Consider the following 14,878-nt stretch of genomic DNA (forward strand, 5'->3'; position numbering starts at 1 on the left):
CAATGTCTGAAAAGCTTAAAATAAAGCTGTCAATAGCTAACAGAGTATATCCTTTAACCATTGATGCAAGTCAAGAAGAGGGATTGCGTAAAGCGGCTAAAAACATTGAAGCCATGATTAAACAATTTGAGCAAAGTTATTCTGTTAGAGATAAACAAGATGTATTGGCCATGTGTGCCTTACAGTTTGCATCACAAGTTGAACAGAAAACGATAGATAAAGAAAATGTAAATGAGCATATTGAAGAGAAATTAAAAGCTCTTAATAGTTTATTACAATCTCATTTAATCTCTTAACGTTCTTTAAAATAAATAAAAGTTACTGCCTACATTGGTTATTTTTTTTGATAAACTCAACGTTAATTCTTTAAAAAGGGTGAGTTTAAGTTGTAAAAGCATGCTGCCTTGAGCAGATCCTTGATCAGCTTGTTAGCCCTAAACTTGTTTTTAAGGAGTTTATACAAAAATGTTAGACTGGTGTAGGCTTTTTTTATATTTAACTAATTAATTACAATGGAAAACTCAATTATAATAATTGCAGGAGGAATCTTAGTAGGCATACTATTAGGCTTTATTTTAGCAAAAGTATTAGAAAGGAATAATGCTTCAAAACTCATAAAAGGCGCTAAAAAAAGTGCTGCAGCAATTATTAAAGAAGCAAATAGTGAAGGTGAATCAATTAAAAAAGATAAGATTCTACAAGCTAAAGAAAAATTTATAGAGCTTAAATCAGAACACGAAAAAGTTATTTTATCTCGTGATAAAAAAATGGCTGAAGCTGAAAAACGTACCCGTGATAAAGAATCTCAGGTATCTTCAGAATTGGCCAAAAATAAAAAGCTTAATGAAGATTTAGAGGCAAAATTAAAAGACTACGATCATAGAGTTGATATTCTTGATAAGAAGAAAATTGAAATTGACAGACTGCATAAAAGCCAGGTTGAGCAATTGGAAGTTATTTCTAGTTTATCGGCTGAAGATGCTAAAGCACAATTAATAGAATCACTTAAAGGTGAAGCTAAAAATGATGCTATGGCTTTTGTTCAATCAGCAGTTGAAGAAGCCAAATTAACAGCACAACAAGAAGCTAAGAAAATAATCATTAATACTATTCAACGTATAGGTACTGAAGAAGCTATTGATAATTGCGTGTCTGTATTTAATATAGAATCAGACGATGTTAAGGGACGAATTATTGGTAGAGAAGGTAGAAACATTAGAGCTATTGAAGCTGCAACTGGTGTCGAAATTATTGTAGACGACACACCTGAAGCAATTATTTTATCTTGTTTTGATTCCGTTAGAAGAGAAATTGCTCGTTTGTCATTACATAAATTGGTTACAGACGGAAGAATCCATCCAGCCAGAATTGAAGAAATCGTTCAAAAAACCAAAAAACAAATTGACCAGGAAATCATTGAAGTTGGTAAGCGTACTGTAATTGATTTAGGTATTCATAATTTACATCCAGAATTAATTAAAATGGTTGGAAGAATGAAATACCGTTCTTCTTATGGTCAAAATTTATTGCAACATTCACGTGAAGTTGCTAAACTTTGTGGCGTTATGGCGGCAGAGCTAGGATTAAATCCTAAGCTTGCTAAAAGAGCTGGGTTATTGCATGATATTGGAAAAGTGCCAGATGCCGAAGCAGATATGGAAACTCCACATGCTATTTTAGGTATGCAGTGGGCTGAGAAATACGGAGAAATTCCAGAAGTATGTAATGCCATTGGTGCCCATCATGATGAAATAGAGATGAAGTTTTTGATGTCTCCAATTATTCAGGTTTGCGATGCCATTTCAGGTGCTCGTCCTGGTGCTCGTAGACAAGTATTGGATAGTTATATTCAACGTTTAAAAGATTTAGAAGATATTGCTTTTGGTTTTCAAGGTGTTAAAAAAGCATACGCTATTCAAGCGGGAAGAGAATTACGTGTGATAGTTGAAAGTGATAAAGTTGACGATCAAAAGGCGGCAGATTTATCATTTAGTATTTCACAAAAAGTTCAAACCGATATGACGTATCCGGGTCAGGTAAAAGTTACTGTAATTAGAGAAACTAGAGCAGTAAATATTGCTAAATAACAGTGAAATAAAATCAAAAAAAATCCAGTTTTAATAGACTGGATTTTTTTTGATAGGAAATTTAATAATAAATGTGGTACCAACATTTACCTTGCTTTCTAATTCTATTGTGCCATCAAAAGTTTCTATATGATTTTTTATAAGATACAGGCCTACACCTTCTGAATTTTCATTATAATGAAAGGTTCTATATAATTTAAAAACTTCCTTTCCGTATTTTTCCATATCAATCCCTAAACCATTATCCTGAACTGTTATTATAATTTTATCTTTTTCAATAGTAGAATTAAATATGATATATGGGTCTCTTTGCTGATGTTTGTATTTTATTGCATTTGATAATAAATTCTGAAAGACGCTTTCTAAATATGCTGGGTTAAAATCTATATAAATTGAAGGATCTACCTTATTTATAATTATTGCATTGGATTTATTTATTTCTACTTCTAAAAGAATTAAAGAGTTATTAATGTATTCATATACATTTAAAGTTTGCACCTCGTTAGACTTATTATTCTGAATGGATACTATTTCATTTAAATTATATATGGTTTTAGCTAAAGATTGTGAGACAGTTTTTAAATGGGTTATAAAATCTTCTTTTTCTTCATAAGATTCTGCCTCATCATAAAACTCTAATAAATTTTCAAAATTTGCAGAGTGAGACTTTAAATTATGTGTAACAATATGAGCAAAATTTTCAAGTTTATTATTCTTTTTAATTATTAATTTTAGTGACTTAATCTTTTCAAGTTCATTTTCTTTTTGTTGTGTAATGTCTAGATGAGTACCTATTATTCTTTTTGGTGTGCCTTGTTCATCTCTTTCAATTATTTTGCCTTTATCTAAAACCCATTTATAGGTGTTGTCCTTACATAATATTCGATGTTCATTTTCATAAAATGGAGTTAATCCATTTAGATGATCTTCAAAATCTTTAAAATATTTTTGCTTGTCATCTGGATGCACCCTATCGTTCCAGTCGTTAGGATTAGTTCCAAATTCATCTGTGCTAAAACCTATTATTTTTTTTGATTCGTCAGAATAAAAAACCCGATTTAAATTAGCATCAAAATCCCAAATACCTATGTTTGAATTTTTTAGAGCAAATTGCCATTTTAATTTATCAAAATCAATAGGTTCTTTAATAGCATTGTTCATTTAATTGAAGATTAGAGAGACTTATTACTTTAATTAGTAATGAAAATAATAATAAGTAAATATAATAAATAATCGATAAAATAAACAATAAATCAGATAAACACATTTATTTTCTTGGATGATATTTTTCTACAATTTTTGAGAGGTGACCTTTATCTAAGTGTACATAAATTTCGGTGGTTGTAATACTTTCATGGCCAAGCATCATTTGAATAGATCTCAAATCAGCATTATTTTGTAGTAAATGTGTAGCGAATGAATGCCGGAAAGTATGTGGTGATATGCTTTTTTTTAAACCAATTTTATCTGCTAACTGTTTAATGATAGTAAAAATCATGGCTCTTGTTAGTTGTTTTCCACGTCTGTTTAAAAAAAGGATATCTTCAAAATTGGGTTGAATTTTTATATGGGTCCTTATTTCCTTTACATAAATATGGATATACTTTTGGGTGGTTTTTAAAATAGGAACGAATCTTTGTTTATCACCTTTTCCAGTTACTTTAATAAAACCTTCATCGAAAAACAAATCTGATAATTTTAAGTTTGTTAACTCGCTAACGCGTAGGCCACAACCGTATAAAGTTTCTAATATAGCTCGGTTTCTTTCTCCTTCAGGAGTACTTAAATCAATGGCATTTATTAAATTATCAATTTCAAATTCACTTAAGGTATCAGGCAGTTTTCTGCCTATTTTGGGTGATTCAATCAATTCAAGAGGGTTGGATTCCCGATAGTCTTCAAAAACTAAAAAACTAAAAAAACTACGTAACCCAGAGATGATTCTTGATTGCGTTCTTTCATTAACAACTTTTGCTATTTCATAAATAAATTGCTGAATGGCTTCTGGAGTTATGTTTAATGGGGAAACACTTATGTTATTAGTTTCCAGATAATCAATAAGTTTTTTAACATCAAGAGCATAATTATCAATGGAGTTTTTTGATAAACCTCTTTCGATTTTTAGGTATAATTGATAATCTTTAAGTGCGTTTTGCCATTTCATATCAGTAAAAATAAGCATAAAAAAAACCACCAATTGGTGGTTTTAAATTTTTTTAAGGCTTAATTCTTAAAAATTACCTTGTATCATATTAACTAAATCTATTACCCACCAAACACCAAGTCCTCCTAATGTAAGTATGAAAATGATATTATATAGAGTAGGCTTGTGATAATACCATCTGTGTCCAGCTGCCCAACCTAAAAAGAACCAGAGTATAATTCCTACTGTTAAATCATTTCCAGGAGCAGAAGATGTGATTGGGGTATATTCGGTTTCATTATTTCCAGTTGTAATTTCTGTATTGGCATTAGTATTTGAAGTTCTTTTTACTGGAAAGGAGGCGTAGCTGGTTGAGAATGTTAAAACCACTACTAATAAAGAAAGTAATAATTTAATTTTCATGTGTAATTGGATTAAATTTGTTCATTGCCAAATTACAAAAAATATCAGGATGACAAAAAAATATATAGCCATTTCAATTTTATTAATTAGCTGTTGCTTTAGTTTTTCACAGGAAAATTATGGGTTTATAGGAGTTATTGCCATAAACGATTCTATTTCAAATTCGTATAAAATTGAATTAACCCAAAAGAGTGGAGTAGTTAAGGGATTTTCTGTAACTGACCTAGGTGGAGAACATGAAACACGTTCAAATATTTTTGGAGAATATGATAAAGATAAAAAAGAATTAAGCTTTAGGGAAACAGGCATTGTATATACAAAATCACCTGTGTCCCAGCAAGATTTTTGTTTTATTAATACTACCATAAAAGGATTTGTATTTGGAAAAACTAAAACCATTAAATCCAATTTTGTTGGATTATTTTCAGATAACACACAATGCATTAATGGAAAGCTTTTTATGAATTCAATTGAAAAAGTAGAAAACAGAATTGAAAAGGTTACTAAAAAGATTAATAATTCAAACAAGATACATGATAGTTTAAAGCAGAAAATAAATTTGACTAAAATGATGGATTCTTTGAATATGAACATTTTAAGAAAAAATCAAACCTTAAGCGTGTTTTCAAAATCTGCTACTTTAAAATTGATTGTTTATGATGGCGGAAAATTAGATGGAGACAAAATATCAATAACCTTAAATGATAAACCCTATTTGATGAATTATGAAGCTAAATCAGACAAAAAGATTTTGACTTTAAATTTAAATGGGCTTAAAACATCCATCAAAATTAAAGCACTTAACGAAGGTTCCATAGCTCCAAATACAATAGTGGTTGAACTTCAGGACGGTAACAATACTATTAAAGCATTATCTAATTTAAAAGCAGGAGAAACAACTCGAATAGATATTTTAAAAGAAAATTGAATAATTCTCATATAAATAATTAGATAAAAAATAATTGTTTGTCACCTCGAGCGCAGTCGAGAGGTTATCAAAGTTAATAAATTCATAATGAGGTCTCGACTGCGCTCGACCTGACATGGAAAAGTTAATTATGACAAATTGCGAACATTCAAAAAAAATGATTTTTAAAACCAAACATTTGTCATTTTTATTTCGATTTTGACTACTTTTTGTTTTTTCTTTTAAATCAGGTTTAAAATTTTCTAAAAAAGGAAGCAATTTGCTTCCTTTTTTACATTTTATAAAACATACTATTTGATGGTTGTAATAATTCTTGATAGTAAATGCGTATTATTAAAATTATGAAATTAATAGCGAATTCAAATATATTTGTGGATATCAAAAAAATATTGTTAATTTATTAATAATTTAATTGACTAACTAAACCTTAAAATTATGAAAAAATTATTACTTATTGCCATTGCAGTCTTTGGGTTATCAAGTGTAAATGCTCAAAGTAATTTTAATGCTGGAATTAATCTAGGACTTCCTGTAGGTGATGCAGGAGATGGATGGACCTTTAATGTGACGTTGGATCTTAGTTATCTTTGGGAAGTATCTGAAGGCTTTGATGCTGGTTTAGCAACAGGGTATTCTCATTCTTTTGGAGATTCCATTGACTTGGGGGAATTTGGTACTTTTGATGTAGATGATGTTGGATTTTTACCAATAGCTGCGGCTGGACGATTTAATGTATCCGATAAATTTATTCTTGGTGCTGATTTAGGTTATGCTATAGGTGTTAGTCCGAGTGATATGGAGAGTGGGTTTTATTATGCACCAAGAATTCAGTATGGTGTGAGTGAATCCATAGATATTGTTTTGGCTTATAGAGGTGTGAGTCTTGATGGAGGTTCTTTTGACGTATTAACACTAGGTGTAGAATTTGGATTATAATTTTTAATTTATATTATTAAAAGGGAAGACTAAGCTTCCCTTTTTTTTGTTAAATTCATTTAACGTTTTTGTAAAAAAAAACTTGTTTTATCAGAATTCTCGTATTATGTTTGACTAATAATTAATTGTCAATTAAACCAAATTTATTATAAAAAAAACATTTTTATTAGCTGCATTTGCAGTATTAGGATTATCTCAAGTAAATGCTCAAGAAGCATCAAATGGAGGACAGACTTCTAAAGGAAAATGGTTAATCGAAGCCAACACAGGTTTTACCGCTGGCGGAGAAGTTGGCTATGTTCAGCATACTGCTAATACAGGTTTTGGTCTGTATTCAATTGATGGAGAGACTGCTTGGTCCATTGGTACTGAAGGAGGTTATTTTGTAATGGATGACTTAGCCATTAAAGCTGGTTTGGGTTATTCAGATTTAGATTATACAACGGTCTTTTCTTATAAAGTAGGGGCTAAGTATTATGTGATAAGCAAAATACCTGTTCAAGTTGATTTGAACGGTGCAAGTATTAAAGATTCCAGCGAAAACCCGTTATGGTTAGGATTGCAAGGGGGTTATGCTATCTTTTTGGGTAATAACGTTAGTATTGAACCTGGATTACGTTATAGCTTATCTTTAAATCAAGATTTTTACGATAAAGGAATTTTTGAAGCACGTATTGGTTTTGCATTACATTTCTAAAAAAAGAAACAAAATGATTTTTAAAAACCGAAGTTTTAGCTTCGGTTTTTTTATGGTCATAATTTCATAATAAAAGTAGGAATATACTTAATTATGTATAAGATTTTTCTTATTTTTGTGTATCACTACAATAGTAATGTTAGTGAATTTAAAAATCAATTAAACTAAACTTTTTTATGAAAAAATTATTATTGGCTGCGTTTACAGCATTTGGATTATCATTAACAAATGCACAATCTAATTCTGGGGAATTTACATTGGCACCTCAAATAGGGGTTAATTTTTCTACTTACACAGCATCAGATGTAAGTTATGATGCAAGAACCTCTTTTTCTGGCGGTGTTATAGGTGAATATTATTTAAGTGACCGTTGGAGTTTACGTTCAGGTTTACTATATGACTCAATGGGTGCTAAAGACAGTTATGATAATGTTGATAAATTAAATTATCTAACTATTCCTTTAAATGCAAACTGGCATTTTGGTAGTAATAGAAATTGGTATTTGAATTTTGGACCAGCAATAGCTATCATATTAAGTGCAAAAAGCGATCTTTCTGGAGGTTCAACCATTGATGTTAAAGATTATATTTCAGCTACTGATATAGGTATAGCTTTAGGTATTGGGTATAAGTTTGATATTAATGATAGTTTTCAACTTTGTATAGACTATCAAGGATATGGTGGAATCATCAATATTGATAATAGTAATAACTTACCATACGATATTAGAAACTCAAGAAGCTCATTCAATATAGGTGGAGTTTTTAAGTTGTAAAACATAAATTGAAAAAGCATAAAAAAACCGAAGTTTTAGCTTCGGTTTTTTTATGCTTTTTTTAATACTTTTACGGTATGAAAAAATTAATCATCATTAACGGACCAAATTTAAATTTATTAGGTAAGCGTGAACCTGACATTTATGGCAGTCTTACTTTTACTGAATTTTTAAATAAAATTAAACCTAAATATCCCAATGTTCAATTAGATTATTATCAATCAAACATTGAAGGTGAACTAATTGATAAACTACAAGAAGTTGGGTTTAGTTATGATGGAATTATTTTAAATGCTGCAGCATATACACATACATCAATAGGAATAGGGGATGCTATAAAGGCTATAGAGACCCCGGTTATTGAAGTCCATATTTCAAACACTTTCAGTAGGGAAGAGTTTAGACACCAATCTTATATTTCCCCAAATGCAAAAGGGGTTATTCTTGGTTTTGGATTACAAAGTTATGAGTTAGCTATTCAGAGTTTTTTATAAAAAAGATATACATATTACAAATAAAAAAGACGATTCATTTTTTTGAACCGTCTTTTTTTTATTTTATAGAATATACTATTTTTTATAAATGTATCACTTCTCCATAAGCATCAGCTACAGCTTCCATTACAGCTTCACTCATTGTTGGATGTGGGTGTACTGTTTTTAAAACTTCATGACCAGTAGTTTCAAGTTTTCTACCTAAAACTGCTTCAGCAATCATATCGGTAACACCTGCACCAATCATATGGCAACCTAACCATTCACCATATTTAGCATCAAAAATAACTTTCACAAAGCCATCTTTATTTCCGCCAGCACTAGCTTTTCCAGACGCTGAAAATGGGAATTTTCCAATTTTTACTTCAATACCTTTGTCTTTAGCTTGTTTTTCTGTTAAACCTACGCTTGCAATTTCTGGAGAACAGTAAGTGCAACCAGGAATATTCCCATAATCTAAAGCTTCAACATGATGTCCGGCAATTTTTTCAACACATAAAATACCTTCAGCAGAAGCTACGTGAGCTAATGCTTGACCTGGAGTTACATCTCCTATAGCATAATAACCAGGAATGTTGGTTTCGTAGAATTTGTTGACTAATATTTTGTCTCTATCAACAGCAATACCAACATCTTCTAAACCAATATTTTCGATATTTGTTTTAATTCCAACGGCGCTTAAAATAATATCGGCTTCAAGAACTTCTTCACCTTTACTTGTTTTTACAGTTGCTTTTACACCAGCTCCTGATGTGTCAACTTTAGTAACTTCTGAAGATGTCATGATTTTAATACCTATCTTTTTGAAAGAACGTTCTAATTGTTTAGAAACATCTTCATCTTCAACTGGAACCACATTTGGTAAAAATTCCACTATTGTAACATCAGTTCCCATAGAGTTATAAAAATAGGCGAACTCTACACCAATAGCTCCTGAACCTACTACAATCATTTTCTTAGGTTGCTCTGGTAGTGTCATGGCTTCTCTGTATCCAATCACTTTTTTACCATCTTGAGGTAAATTTGGTAATTGTCTAGATCTTGCACCGGTGGCAACTATTATGTGATCTGCACTATATTCAGTTCCATTAACATCAATCTTTTTACCAGGTTTTAGTTTTCCAAATCCTTCAATAACATCAATTTTGTTCTTTTTCATTAAAAACTGAACGCCTTTACTCATGCCATCTGCAACACCACGACTACGTTTTACTACGGCTTCAAAGTCTTTATCATAATCTTTAACAGATAAGCCATAATCGCCAGCATGTTTCAAATATTCAAAAACTTGAGCAGATTTTAATAATGCTTTTGTTGGAATACAACCCCAATTTAAACAAACTCCACCAAGATTTTCTTTTTCAACAATTGCTGTTTTAAAACCTAATTGCGATGCTCTAATAGCCGTTACATAACCACCAGGACCACTTCCAAGAACAATAATATCGTATTTACTCATGAGAATTATTTAATCATTAAATCAAGGCACGAATTTACGAAACCTAATTTGAATAAAGAATTTAGAGCCTTATAAATTTGAATCTTTTGTTACCTTTACCATGCAAGAATTAGAATATGAACATACCTAGAACTAGTTTTCCCCGAATCGTTATAATTGGTGGTGGTTTTGCAGGAATTTCTTTGGCAAAAAAATTATCAAAGCAGGAAGTACAAGTTGTTTTACTTGACAAAAACAATTATCATACGTTTCAACCATTATTATATCAAGTTTCTACAGGAGGTTTAGAACCAGATTCTATAGCATACCCAATTAGAAAAATACTTAAAAATTTTCCTAATTTCCATTTTAGATTGGCAAATGTGAATGAGATAAAGACTTCAACAAGTGAAGTCATTACAGATATAGGAACCTTAAAATTTGATTATTTAGTAATTGCTTCAGGTTCTCAAACCAATTATTTTGGTAATTCTGAAATAGAAAAAAATAGTATGGCTATGAAAACCATACCTCAATCTCTTAATTTAAGAAGTTTAATTCTTGAAAATTTTGAAGATGCCTTATTGACATCTGATTTGAATGAAAGAAATGCTTTGATGAATTTTGTAATTGTTGGTGCTGGCCCGACAGGTGTTGAACTGGCAGGAGCATTGGCAGAAATTAAAAAAGGTATTTTACCTAAAGATTATCCTGATTTAGATACACGTTCAGTTCAAATTAATTTGATTCAGTCTAGTGATCGCATTCTTAAAGAAATGAGTGAAAATGCATCAAAAAAGGCTGAAGATTTTTTAGAAAAGTTAGGTGTGAATATCTGGAAAAATGTAAGAGTAACCAATTATGATGGTAAAACTGTTACTACAAATTCTGATTTAACTTTTGAAACAGCTACATTTATTTGGGCAGCTGGGGTTAAAGGGGCTACTATTAAAGGAATTGATGATTCTGATTATATTACCAAAGGGAATCGGATTTTGGTAAATGAATTTAATCAAGTTAAAGGCTTTAACAATATTTTTGCTGTTGGAGATGTAGCTTGTATGGAAAATGAAGAATTCCCTAGAGGCTTACCAATGATGGCACAACCGGCTATTCAACAAGGACATCAATTAGGTGACAATATATTAAGATTATTAGAAAATAAAGCTATGAAACCATTTTCTTATAAGGATAAAGGAGCCATGGCTACTATAGGAAGAAATAAAGCTGTGGTTGATTTAAAGCACTTTAAATTTCAAGGTGTTTTTGCGTGGTATGTTTGGATGTTTGTCCATTTATTTTTTTTAATTGGTTTTAGAAATAGAGTCATTGTATTTATTAACTGGGTATATAATTACATTCGTTTTGACAGAGAAGCAAGATTAATTATTAGACCTTTTAAAAAGAAATTGAAGGCTTAGATTTCATTCTATTTTTTAATTTATTACGTTATAACTTACTGGAAGTAAATTATTTTAATTATATTTAAAGATTAACCAACCAAAATTTAATTAAAATGAAAAACCATGTAATTATTTTCATGATGATGTTTTCTGTCGTCATGCATTCACAAACCAAAAAAAACGGAACAATTTACAATGAGCATCCTGCCATTGCAGTAGTAGAAGCTATGCAACAAGCTTTTATAAAAGGTGATACAACAGCATTGGCAAGTTATTTAACGGATGATTTTAAGGCTTTTAATGGAGCGAATAACAATCCTGATACCAAAGGAGCTACAAAACAAAATGTCATCAATCAATCTAAATGGTGGCATAAAAACATTGTCTACACAAGTATTGCCAGACAAAATGGTGCCTACCCAGATGTGTTAGAATATAAAGAAAGCGGAACTTGGGTTCAAACATGGGATTTTTTAAAAGGAGTTCATGATGAAAGTGGTGTAACCATCGATATGCCAATCCATAGACTATTTGTTGTTGATAAAGACAACAAAATAAAAACAATGATTACCTATGATGATGGATGGGTTTGGAGAGAATTTAGAGAAAACCGACAAGGCACAAGAACCAATGGAACTATTTATAATCATCATGATAATATTAATAAAGTGCTTAGAATGACAGCAGCTTTAGCTAATGGAGATGTAGACAAAGGTTTTAGTTATTTTACAGATGACGCTGTATTTACAAATTTAGATATGGCTGATGGAGAAAGCCATACTTTGGCTGAAGAAAAAGAAGGTTTTAAAAGTATGTTGAAAGATTGGACTATAGATAGAATAGATGTTAGAGGTTATCCTGACTATTTAGAGTATGAACTTGGTGGTGCAAAAGTTGTACAATCTTGGTGGACAGCTAGAATGACAAGAAAATCTGATGGTAAAAAAGTAAAAATACCATTAATGTTTATACATAATTTTAACGACGACGGCATGATAACTCGTGAAGCAGGATATTATACAACTGCAGCTATGATGGAAAAGTAAGTCGAAAAAAAAATCAATAAAAAACCTTCAAAAATTTAATTTGAAGGTTTTTTATTTTATAAATCATCAGTGAAATGTTTTCGCATTTTTTCTTTATCAAATTTTTCTTGATTGTATTTTGAAGAGTCTCCTTTAGGAATCGACAACGATTTCCATTCAGTTCCTTTTATAAGTTTTCCTAAAAACACGATTTGCCCAACATGGTAAGCATAATGACATAATTGCCTATTAATGGCTTCGGTAACAGTATGTCCTTCATTTCTAATGTAAATAATGGTGTTTAGGTTATCTGTTGTAAGTTGATTTAAAGTATTGAAAAGACAATCCCAGCCAGTATTCCAACTATCAATCAGTTCTTTTTTTGATGTATAAGAATCCACGAATTCAAAATCACGGTCTCTCCATGGTTTTTCACCATCTTCATTTAAAAAGTTAGTCCATCGACTCAGCATATTTCCAACCAAATGCTTGACAATGATTGAAATTGAGTTTGAATCTTGACTAAATTCTTTTTGTAATTCTTCAAAACGTAATTGCTCAAAAGTCTTATCACCCAAACTTTTGTAATATTTAAATTGCTTGAAAGCACTTTCAAGATAACTATTGTTCATCTTTTTTGAAATCTATACTAACTGAATTCACACAATAACGAGTACCTGTTTTTGTAGGACCATCATTAAAAACATGTCCTAAATGACTTCCACAATTTGAGCAAACAATTTCTGTTCTAATCATGCCATGAGATTTATCAAGGATATAATCTACAGTTCCTTTTATGGATTCATCAAAACTTGGCCATCCACAATGTGCATCAAACTTACTGTCACTTTCAAACAATTTTTGATGACAGGCTGCACATGCATAAGAACCATTTTCAAAATGAAGGTTATACTTCCCAGAATGAGGTCTTTCGGTGCCTCTATTTCTTAAAACCCAATATTGCTCGTCAGAAAGTTGTTTTTTCCATTCTTCCTCTTTTTTTTCAATGTTGTATTTATTCATTTTTAGGTATAAATTTTAGTGCAACTCCATTTATGCAATGTCTTAATCCTGTTGTGTTTTTTGGCCCATCATTAAACACGTGCCCTAAGTGTCCGCCACAAACGGCACAATGTTCTTCTATTCCATAATAATAATCAGAACCACTTGAAAAAGCAACATTGCCTTTTATTTCTTTTTCAAAACTAGGCCAACCTGAACCAGAATCGTATTTGTGTTCACTTAAAAATAAAGGGGTATTACAAGCAGCACAAACATAAGTTCCTTTTTCGTGGTTTTTGTTTAAAGGACTTGAGAAACGGTTTTCCGTACCTTGTTGTCTTAAAACATAATACTGTTCAGCGGTTAATTGTTTTTTCCATTCATCATCAGTTTTAGTAACACTATATTTTTTTATTTCTTCTTGTTTCTTTTTTTGAGCATTACTATTGCAACTAAAACTAATTATTAATAAAGTTAAAATTATAAACTTTTTCATTTTCTTTTACGTTATGATTATGTTTTCTTAATATGTCGAAATTAATTATCAAACATAACATCTATTTAAAAATGTAAATTTTGAAAAATAAAAATAAAATTGTGTAAAAAAATTATAATATCATTTTTGTATTTTTATAAAAAATTTAAAATCAACTCATATGAAATTGAAGATAGTAATAATCACATTAGTTGGAGCAATCATATTAATAGCGTGTGCTACTAATCCATTTACAGGAAAACAAACTATGGCGTTACCAGGAACAGAAAACAGTTCGTTGTTTCCTGCAGCATTTCAGCAATATGACCAATTTTTAAGTGACAATAAAGTTATAAAAGGAACTGCAGATGCAGCTATGGTAACAAGAGTTGGTCAAAAAATTGCAGTAGCGGCAGAAAGGTGGTTAAACGCTAACGGACATGTTGGTTATTTAAATGATTATAAATGGGAGTATAATTTAGTTGATGATAAAACCGTAAATGCTTGGTGTATGCCAGGAGGCAAAATTGTAGTTTATACTGGCATTTTGCCAATTGCGAAAGGTGAAGCTGGACTTGCTGCTATATTAGGTCATGAGGTTGCTCACGCATTAGCCAATCATGGACAACAACGTATGAGTGCAGGAATGCTTCAACAAATTGGTGCAGTAGGCTTAAATGTTGCATTAAAGGATAATAAAAATCTAGGTCTTTTTAATCAAGCTTATGGTATTGGTACTCAAGTAGGAGGCATGTTGCCATTTAGCAGAAGCCATGAAACAGAAGCCGATAGTATTGGGTTGACACTAATGGCAATTGCTGGTTATAATCCAGACGAAGCTGCCGAACTTTGGAAAAGAATGAGCGCTCAAAGTGGGGGACAAGCACCACCGGAATTATTAAGCACTCATCCTTCAAATGATTCAAGAATTGCAAATCTTACAGCATTGGCTCCTAAAGCTAGAGCGGAAGCTAAAAAGTTTGGGGTTACAAGCTTTAAATAATAATTCATTTAAAATATTTGTTTACTTTAGAAGCTGCTGAATAAAAGC

17 protein-coding genes and 1 other RNA gene are annotated in these 14,878 nt (G+C 30.9%); 11 read left to right on the forward strand and 7 right to left on the reverse strand.

Annotation, left to right across the window (positions count from 1 at the left end):
- The first annotated feature begins 2 nt into the window (after positions 1-2).
- From V8G69_RS11535 to rny, 3 genes are all read left to right on the forward strand, one after another.
- Positions 3-296 (forward strand): cell division protein ZapA, encoded by a 294-nt coding sequence (locus V8G69_RS11535; protein WP_394882094.1) that lies wholly within the window; start codon positions 3-5, stop codon positions 294-296.
- A 54-nt stretch (positions 297-350) separates the two neighbouring features.
- Positions 351-457: non-coding RNA, 6S RNA (ssrS, locus tag V8G69_RS11540), on the forward strand.
- 55 nt (positions 458-512) lie between these two features.
- Positions 513-2,087 (forward strand): ribonuclease Y, encoded by a 1,575-nt coding sequence (gene rny, locus V8G69_RS11545; RefSeq protein ID WP_394882095.1) that lies wholly within the window; start codon positions 513-515, stop codon positions 2,085-2,087.
- A 30-nt stretch (positions 2,088-2,117) separates the two neighbouring features.
- Here the strand turns inward: rny and V8G69_RS11550 are convergent, their stop codons facing one another.
- From V8G69_RS11550 to V8G69_RS11560, 3 genes are all read right to left on the reverse strand, one after another.
- Positions 2,118-3,248, reverse strand: a complete 1,131-nt coding sequence (locus tag V8G69_RS11550) for a PAS domain-containing protein (protein ID WP_394882096.1) — start codon at positions 3,246-3,248, stop codon at positions 2,118-2,120.
- Between the two features lie 106 nt (positions 3,249-3,354).
- The gene (gene xerD, locus V8G69_RS11555) at positions 3,355-4,251 is read right to left on the reverse strand and encodes a site-specific tyrosine recombinase XerD (RefSeq protein WP_394882097.1); all 897 of its coding nucleotides are present in this window, start codon (positions 4,249-4,251) and stop codon (positions 3,355-3,357) included.
- Between the two features lie 66 nt (positions 4,252-4,317).
- Positions 4,318-4,653 (reverse strand): TM2 domain-containing protein, encoded by a 336-nt coding sequence (locus tag V8G69_RS11560; RefSeq protein WP_394882098.1) that lies wholly within the window; start codon positions 4,651-4,653, stop codon positions 4,318-4,320.
- A gap of 49 nt (positions 4,654-4,702) precedes the next feature.
- Here V8G69_RS11560 and V8G69_RS11565 point away from each other — a divergent pair, with 49 nt between their 5' ends.
- The 5 genes from V8G69_RS11565 to aroQ all read left to right on the forward strand — a co-directional run bounded on the left by V8G69_RS11565 (position 4,703) and on the right by aroQ (position 8,484).
- Positions 4,703-5,581, forward strand: a complete 879-nt coding sequence (locus V8G69_RS11565; RefSeq protein WP_394882099.1) for a hypothetical protein — start codon at positions 4,703-4,705, stop codon at positions 5,579-5,581.
- 435 nt (positions 5,582-6,016) lie between these two features.
- Positions 6,017-6,517, forward strand: a complete 501-nt coding sequence (locus V8G69_RS11570) for an outer membrane beta-barrel protein (RefSeq protein ID WP_394882100.1) — start codon at positions 6,017-6,019, stop codon at positions 6,515-6,517.
- A gap of 388 nt (positions 6,518-6,905) precedes the next feature.
- Positions 6,906-7,214, forward strand: a complete 309-nt coding sequence (locus V8G69_RS11575) for a hypothetical protein (RefSeq protein ID WP_394882101.1) — start codon at positions 6,906-6,908, stop codon at positions 7,212-7,214.
- Between the two features lie 176 nt (positions 7,215-7,390).
- Positions 7,391-7,990: a porin family protein gene (locus tag V8G69_RS11580; protein ID WP_394882102.1), complete on the forward strand. Its 600-nt coding sequence runs from the start codon at positions 7,391-7,393 to the stop codon at positions 7,988-7,990.
- A gap of 77 nt (positions 7,991-8,067) precedes the next feature.
- Positions 8,068-8,484 carry a type II 3-dehydroquinate dehydratase gene (gene aroQ / locus V8G69_RS11585; protein ID WP_394882104.1) on the forward strand — a complete coding sequence of 139 codons (417 nt, stop codon included), beginning with the start codon at positions 8,068-8,070 and terminating at the stop codon, positions 8,482-8,484.
- A gap of 82 nt (positions 8,485-8,566) precedes the next feature.
- Here the strand turns inward: aroQ and lpdA are convergent, their stop codons facing one another.
- Positions 8,567-9,943 (reverse strand): dihydrolipoyl dehydrogenase, encoded by a 1,377-nt coding sequence (lpdA, locus tag V8G69_RS11590; RefSeq protein WP_394882105.1) that lies wholly within the window; start codon positions 9,941-9,943, stop codon positions 8,567-8,569.
- 116 nt (positions 9,944-10,059) lie between these two features.
- On the opposite strand from lpdA, the gene V8G69_RS11595 reads away from it, so the two are divergent.
- Both V8G69_RS11595 and V8G69_RS11600 read left to right on the forward strand, forming a co-directional pair.
- Complete coding sequence (locus V8G69_RS11595) at positions 10,060-11,343, forward strand: NAD(P)/FAD-dependent oxidoreductase (RefSeq protein WP_394882106.1); 1,284 nt, start codon at positions 10,060-10,062, stop codon at positions 11,341-11,343.
- A gap of 95 nt (positions 11,344-11,438) precedes the next feature.
- On the forward strand, positions 11,439-12,371 hold the full coding sequence (locus tag V8G69_RS11600; protein ID WP_394882107.1) for a nuclear transport factor 2 family protein: 933 nt from the start codon (positions 11,439-11,441) through the stop codon (positions 12,369-12,371).
- Positions 12,372-12,427: 56 nt separating this feature from the next.
- Here the strand turns inward: V8G69_RS11600 and V8G69_RS11605 are convergent, their stop codons facing one another.
- The 3 genes from V8G69_RS11605 to msrB (V8G69_RS11615) are packed head-to-tail and all read right to left on the reverse strand — an operon-like array spanning position 12,428 to position 13,848.
- Positions 12,428-12,982 (reverse strand): DUF1572 family protein, encoded by a 555-nt coding sequence (locus tag V8G69_RS11605; RefSeq protein ID WP_394882108.1) that lies wholly within the window; start codon positions 12,980-12,982, stop codon positions 12,428-12,430.
- Positions 12,972-13,373 carry a peptide-methionine (R)-S-oxide reductase MsrB gene (gene msrB / locus V8G69_RS11610; RefSeq protein WP_394882109.1) on the reverse strand — a complete coding sequence of 134 codons (402 nt, stop codon included), beginning with the start codon at positions 13,371-13,373 and terminating at the stop codon, positions 12,972-12,974. Before msrB (V8G69_RS11610) ends, V8G69_RS11605 begins: the two co-directional genes overlap by 11 nt.
- Positions 13,366-13,848, reverse strand: coding sequence for a peptide-methionine (R)-S-oxide reductase MsrB (gene msrB, locus V8G69_RS11615; RefSeq protein ID WP_394882110.1), 483 nt, complete (start codon positions 13,846-13,848; stop codon positions 13,366-13,368). Before msrB (V8G69_RS11615) ends, msrB (V8G69_RS11610) begins: the two co-directional genes overlap by 8 nt.
- Positions 13,849-14,008: 160 nt before the next feature.
- Between msrB (V8G69_RS11615) and V8G69_RS11620 the strand changes: the two genes are divergently transcribed.
- The gene (locus V8G69_RS11620) at positions 14,009-14,830 is read left to right on the forward strand and encodes a M48 family metallopeptidase (RefSeq protein WP_394882111.1); all 822 of its coding nucleotides are present in this window, start codon (positions 14,009-14,011) and stop codon (positions 14,828-14,830) included.
- Positions 14,831-14,878 lie beyond the last annotated feature (48 nt).

This window comes from Gaetbulibacter sp. M235 (assembly GCF_043876835.1).
Taxonomy (GTDB): domain Bacteria; phylum Bacteroidota; class Bacteroidia; order Flavobacteriales; family Flavobacteriaceae; genus Yeosuana.

Coding starts and splice junctions, on each gene's coding strand:
- V8G69_RS11535 (WP_394882094.1), top strand. CDS start 3: ATGTCTGAAAAGCTTAAAATAAAGCTGTCAATAGCTAACAGAGTATAT.
- rny (WP_394882095.1), top strand. CDS start 513: ATGGAAAACTCAATTATAATAATTGCAGGAGGAATCTTAGTAGGCATA.
- V8G69_RS11550 (WP_394882096.1), bottom strand. CDS start 3,248: ATGAACAATGCTATTAAAGAACCTATTGATTTTGATAAATTAAAATGG.
- xerD (WP_394882097.1), bottom strand. CDS start 4,251: ATGAAATGGCAAAACGCACTTAAAGATTATCAATTATACCTAAAAATC.
- V8G69_RS11560 (WP_394882098.1), bottom strand. CDS start 4,653: ATGAAAATTAAATTATTACTTTCTTTATTAGTAGTGGTTTTAACATTC.
- V8G69_RS11565 (WP_394882099.1), top strand. CDS start 4,703: ATGACAAAAAAATATATAGCCATTTCAATTTTATTAATTAGCTGTTGC.
- V8G69_RS11570 (WP_394882100.1), top strand. CDS start 6,017: ATGAAAAAATTATTACTTATTGCCATTGCAGTCTTTGGGTTATCAAGT.
- V8G69_RS11575 (WP_394882101.1), top strand. CDS start 6,906: ATGGATGACTTAGCCATTAAAGCTGGTTTGGGTTATTCAGATTTAGAT.
- V8G69_RS11580 (WP_394882102.1), top strand. CDS start 7,391: ATGAAAAAATTATTATTGGCTGCGTTTACAGCATTTGGATTATCATTA.
- aroQ (WP_394882104.1), top strand. CDS start 8,068: ATGAAAAAATTAATCATCATTAACGGACCAAATTTAAATTTATTAGGT.
- lpdA (WP_394882105.1), bottom strand. CDS start 9,943: ATGAGTAAATACGATATTATTGTTCTTGGAAGTGGTCCTGGTGGTTAT.
- V8G69_RS11595 (WP_394882106.1), top strand. CDS start 10,060: ATGAACATACCTAGAACTAGTTTTCCCCGAATCGTTATAATTGGTGGT.
- V8G69_RS11600 (WP_394882107.1), top strand. CDS start 11,439: ATGAAAAACCATGTAATTATTTTCATGATGATGTTTTCTGTCGTCATG.
- V8G69_RS11605 (WP_394882108.1), bottom strand. CDS start 12,982: ATGAACAATAGTTATCTTGAAAGTGCTTTCAAGCAATTTAAATATTAC.
- msrB (WP_394882109.1), bottom strand. CDS start 13,373: ATGAATAAATACAACATTGAAAAAAAAGAGGAAGAATGGAAAAAACAA.
- msrB (WP_394882110.1), bottom strand. CDS start 13,848: ATGAAAAAGTTTATAATTTTAACTTTATTAATAATTAGTTTTAGTTGC.
- V8G69_RS11620 (WP_394882111.1), top strand. CDS start 14,009: ATGAAATTGAAGATAGTAATAATCACATTAGTTGGAGCAATCATATTA.